This is a genomic window from Poinsettia branch-inducing phytoplasma str. JR1, assembly GCF_000309465.1.
GTDB classification, from domain to species: Bacteria; Bacillota_I; Bacilli_A; order Acholeplasmatales; family Acholeplasmataceae; genus Phytoplasma; species Phytoplasma pruni.
On record NZ_AKIK01000021.1, the window covers coordinates 1 to 4,817 of the forward strand.

5 protein-coding genes are annotated in these 4,817 nt (G+C 28.2%); all 5 read right to left on the reverse strand.

All coding sequences use genetic code 11. The features are described 5' to 3' along the window. Positions 1-137 precede the first annotated feature (137 nt). Genes rsmH through acpP form a run of 5 tightly spaced genes read right to left on the reverse strand, consistent with a single transcriptional unit; the run spans position 138 to position 4,748 of the window. A complete protein-coding gene (rsmH, locus tag ON17_RS00685) occupies positions 138-1,100 on the reverse strand; it encodes a 16S rRNA (cytosine(1402)-N(4))-methyltransferase RsmH (RefSeq protein ID WP_017191560.1) in 963 nt (320 codons plus the stop codon). Between the two features lie 4 nt (positions 1,101-1,104). Then, complete coding sequence (gene rpoZ, locus ON17_RS00690; RefSeq protein ID WP_017191561.1) at positions 1,105-1,323, reverse strand: DNA-directed RNA polymerase subunit omega; 219 nt, start codon at positions 1,321-1,323, stop codon at positions 1,105-1,107. 11 nt (positions 1,324-1,334) lie between these two features. Next, complete coding sequence (gene gmk / locus ON17_RS00695; protein WP_026071980.1) at positions 1,335-1,967, reverse strand: guanylate kinase; 633 nt, start codon at positions 1,965-1,967, stop codon at positions 1,335-1,337. A gap of 36 nt (positions 1,968-2,003) precedes the next feature. After that, positions 2,004-4,481, reverse strand: a complete 2,478-nt coding sequence (leuS, locus tag ON17_RS00700) for a leucine--tRNA ligase (RefSeq protein ID WP_017191563.1) — start codon at positions 4,479-4,481, stop codon at positions 2,004-2,006. A 36-nt stretch (positions 4,482-4,517) separates the two neighbouring features. After that, positions 4,518-4,748: an acyl carrier protein gene (gene acpP / locus ON17_RS00705; RefSeq protein ID WP_017191564.1), complete on the reverse strand. Its 231-nt coding sequence runs from the start codon at positions 4,746-4,748 to the stop codon at positions 4,518-4,520. Positions 4,749-4,817 lie beyond the last annotated feature (69 nt).

Below are 4,817 nucleotides of genomic sequence, written 5' to 3' on the forward strand. Positions count from 1 at the left end.
CAAGCATTTTTATTATATATTAAATTTAAATTTATTGGAAATAAAAAGATGTTTTTATTACAAAAATAATGTTTTTTTAAAAAACAAATACTTTATTGTCCTAAAAGCAATTAAAATATTTAGTTTTTTAAAAAATTTTAAATATTTTTAACAGCTGCTCTTAATTTTGCCGAACGACTGCGAAGATTTAATTTTAATTCTTCCTCACTAGGACAAATAATTTTTTTAGTTATAATTTTCAAAGGAGAAGGAGGAATGTCTTTTTCTTTAATAGGCAAGTTAGGAAAAAAATGAGTATGACTGTTTTTTTTAAAAAAGTTTTTAACCAAACGATCTTCTAAAGAATTAAAACTAATCACTACCATTTTACCATTTTTTTTCAATAATTGAAGACCTTGTTGCAAAGCTTTTGTTAAAACTTGCAATTCTTGATTGACTTCCATCCTTAAAGCTTGAAAAACTCTTTTAGCACTATGACCTCTTTTTTTTTTACCGTAAGAAAAATAAAATTTATCAGTAATTTCTACCAATTCTAAAGTATTTTTTAAAGGGCGTCTTTTAAAGATTTCTTTTGCTATTAAAGTTGATTTAGGTTCCTCGCCATAAATAAAAAAAATATCTCTCAACTGTTCATAACTGTAAGTATTAATAATAGTTTTAGCCGATTGGCTTTGGTTGCGATTCATTCTCATATCTAAAGAAGAATCTTTTAAATAACTAAAACCTCTTTGAGGGTCATCAATTTGAAAAGAAGACAAACCTAAATCAAAAATAATACCATCAATAGCATCGATATTTCTTTTCGCCAGTTCTTCTTTTAAAAAAGAAAAATTATTATGAATTAAAGTAATTCTTTTTTCTTCTTTAAAAATTTCTTGACACTTAGAAATAGCGAATAAATCTTGATCAAAAGCATATAAAGAACCTTCAGAGAGTTTTTGCAAAATCGCTGAACTATGTCCTCCTCCGCCTAAAGTGGCATCAACATAAATGCCTTGAGGATTAATATCTAAATATTGGATGACTTCCTTTGTAAGAACAGGAATGTGAATATCTGGTGTCACTTGTTTAGTTCCTTTTTCATCTTTGGCCATAACCATTTTTTTATTTAAAAACTATTTTAAAATTATCGTTAATAATTTCCGATAAAGCTTTGCTGACGATTTTTTTACTAGGAAGTTTGACAGAAGATAAAATATTGTTTTTCTCTATCACGTGAGCTATTTTACCAGATAAAAAAGCTAATTTATATTTAGAATCAATTCTTTTTAATAATTCATCAATAGAAGGACAATTAATGCCTTCGTTTTTATCTTTTAACATATTATTCTTTTTCAACCTTTTTTATTTAAAATTTCTGTTAAATAAAAAGAAATACTGTTTTTAACTTTAGAATGTTCAGCAATGATAATCGAAATGATTTTATCAACAGCTTTATCAATATCATCATTGACTACGATATAATCATATTTATAAGCCAATAAAAACTCTTGATCTGCTTTATCCATTCTTTGACGGATAATCTCTTCAGATTCTGTATTTCTTTTCTTTAAACGATTGTATAAAGCTTGTTTTGTAGGAGGAACAATGAAAATAAAAATAGCGTCTTTGCTAATTTTATGTTTTCTAATTTGTAAAGAACCTTGTACATCGATTTCTAAGATAACTTCTTTACCTTCTTCAACTTGATCTAAAACTTTTTCATAAGGTGTTCCATAATAATTACCGATAAACTTATTATGTTCTAAAAAATATTTTTCTTTAATTTTTTGTTGGAAAAACGCTTGATCAACGAAAAAGTAATCTTTTCCTTCTATTTCCCCTTTCCTAGGGGCTCTTGTTGTCATGGAAGAAGAATAGACAAAATTATGACCTTCTTTTTTCAACAAAGCCTTTGTAAGAGTACCTTTTCCAACTCCTGATGGACCTGAAATTACTATAACTAATCCTTTTTTATGTAATCTCATATTTGCCATATTCTTTCTAAATAATTTTTATACATTTTAACACCTTGAATCAAAACAAAAAACCAAATTCAATAATTTATTTGGAACATAAATAGTTTTAACGATTTTGCCTTTTTCCACTAAGTTAGCGATTTTGTTATCTTTCAATGCTAATTCTAAAATAGCTTTTTTTTCTTGATCTTTATCAGCTTTTATTTTAGTTTTAACTTTACCATTAATTTGAACCACAATATCTACCGTATCAGTAGTTAATAATGTTTCATCATAAGTAGGCCATTGAGAATAAACTAATTCTGCTGAATATTCTAAAACTGTTTGGTTTAATTCTTCTGTTAAATGAGGCGCTAAAGGGTTTAACAATTGTAAAAAGATTTTCATTTGTTTTTGATCTATTTTTTGATGTTTATAAGCTTCATTAACAAAAATCATCAACTGACTAACGACTTTATTAAATTTTAAATTTTCATAATCTTCTGTAACTATTTTAATCGTTTGATTCATTATTTTCTTTAAAGGGGTAAATTCTTGCGAAACAACTTCAAATGAATCAAACATGTTATAAACACGGTTTAAAAACCTTTGTACCCCTTTTAAACCTTGTTCGGACCAACTTTTACTATCTTCTAGAGGTCCCATAAACATCATATAAATTCTTAAAACATCAGAACCATATTTTTCTAAAATCAAAGAAGCGTTAACAGCGTTTTCTTTGGATTTGCTCATTTTCAAATTATCATGACCTAAAATCATGCCTTGATTAACTAATTTTAAAAAAGGTTCTTTGCTGGAAACCAAACCTAAATCAAATAAAAATTTATGCCAAAAACGGGAATATAACAAATGTCCTACTGCGTGTTCTGTTCCGCCAATATAAAAATCAACTGGCAAAAAATAATCTAATAATTCTTTTGCTTTATCGGTGTTTAAAGGAATCATACCTAAATAATTTTTTAAAATATAACCGATGTAATACCAAGAACTGCCGGCTAACTGAGGCATGGTATTAGAATCTCTTCTAAATTTTTTACCATCTTTTTCAAAATATATCCAAGAGGAAATATTAGATAAAGGCGATGTTCCGTCACCAGAAACAACAATCTTTTCCACTGAAGGCAATTCTAACGGTAACTCCGCATCAGAATTTAAATAAATATTATCGTTTTCATCATAATAAACAGGGAAAGGTTCGCCCCAATATCTTTGACGAGAAAAGACCCAATCATGCATCTGATATGTAAAATTAACTTGTCCCCAATTATTTTTTTGAGCCACAGCGATAATTTTACTATTCGCTTCTTCATAATTAAGACCGTTTAAAACATCACTATTAATAAAAATACCGTCTTCCACATTAATTTCTTTTTCTTCTTGAAGTTCTTTCTTTTCAGAAGGAGAAATTTGGGTTTCTTCAGGTAATTTAGCAATAGGGATCATTTCTAAATCATATTTACGAGCGAATTCAAAATCTCTACTATCATGATAAGGAACAGCCATAATGGCTCCCGTACCGTAATGAGGCAAAACATAATCAGCGATCCAAATAGGGATCTTTTTTTGGTTAGCAAAGTTAATAGCATAACTGCCTATAAAAACTCCAGTTTTTTCTTTATTAATATCTCGCTCTAAATTAGTTTTACGTTTAGTACGTTTAACGTATTCATCTATTTCATTCCAACGATCTGGAGTAGTTAATTCAGCTACTAAAGGATGTTCTGGAGCTAAGAATAAGGCTGTTACTCCGAAAATAGTACTAGGTTTAGTGGTAAAAACTGATATCTTTTTATCCTTGACATCTAATAAAGAAAAAACGAAAATAAAACCTTCTTTTTTGCCAATCCAGTTTTTCTGCATTTCCTTTAATTGAGGTGACCATTCTAATAAGTCTAAGTCATCTAAAAGTCTTTCAGCATAATCAGTAATTTTTAAAACCCATTGTTTCATCTTCTTTTTGACTACCGGATGAGACCCTCTTTCAGAGACTAAACCATCTTCAGTAGGAACAACTTCTTCGTTTGCTAAAACAGTCCCTAATTCTTCGCAAAAATTAACTTCTATCTCTTGTAAAGAAGCAAGATTTTTTTCATAAAGTTTTTTAAAAATCCATTGAGTCCATTGGTAAAAATAAGGTTCGGAAGTAGATAATTCTCTCTCCCAATCGACCCCTTTACCTAATTTCTCTATTTGTTTTTTAAAATTATTGATGTTTTCGTAAGTGAAATCTTTAGGATGATTACCAGTATTTAAAGCATATTGTTCAGCTGGTAAACCAAAAGAATCCCAACCAAAAGGATGCAATACATTATATTGCTGCATCCTTTTTAGCCTATTAACGATATCACTAGCAGTATAACCTTCAATATGACCCACATGCAACCCTTGCGAAGAAGGATAAGGGAACATATCTAAACAATAAAATTTCGGCTTTGTTAAATCTTCACTAGTTTTAAAAGTTTTGTTTTTTGTCCAGTTTAGTTGCCATTTAGATTCAATTTTTTCGAAATCATAACACAACATAAAAAACCCCTTAATATTTAATTTTGACTAATTGTATTATTTAGATGAATTCAGTTCAACAAAATCACAAACTTCTTGAACAGTTTTAAACTGTTGTAAAGCCTCATCGCTAATTTTAATATTAAAAATTTGTTCTAATTTAAATACTAAGTTAACAGCATCAATAGAGTCAATCCCTAAATCTTCTTTTAATCTAGTTTCCAACATAATTTTTTCCTTAGGAATGAATAATTGTTCGGAAATTATTTCTTGAATTTTCGTTAACATCTTTATATCCTCGATTAATATATTATTTTAATACTTAAAAAATTTATACAAATCATATAAGAATATTAT

Coding starts and splice junctions, on each gene's coding strand:
- rsmH (WP_017191560.1), bottom strand. CDS start 1,100: ATGGTTATGGCCAAAGATGAAAAAGGAACTAAACAAGTGACACCAGAT.
- rpoZ (WP_017191561.1), bottom strand. CDS start 1,323: ATGTTAAAAGATAAAAACGAAGGCATTAATTGTCCTTCTATTGATGAA.
- gmk (WP_026071980.1), bottom strand. CDS start 1,967: ATGAGATTACATAAAAAAGGATTAGTTATAGTAATTTCAGGTCCATCA.
- leuS (WP_017191563.1), bottom strand. CDS start 4,481: ATGTTGTGTTATGATTTCGAAAAAATTGAATCTAAATGGCAACTAAAC.
- acpP (WP_017191564.1), bottom strand. CDS start 4,748: ATGTTAACGAAAATTCAAGAAATAATTTCCGAACAATTATTCATTCCT.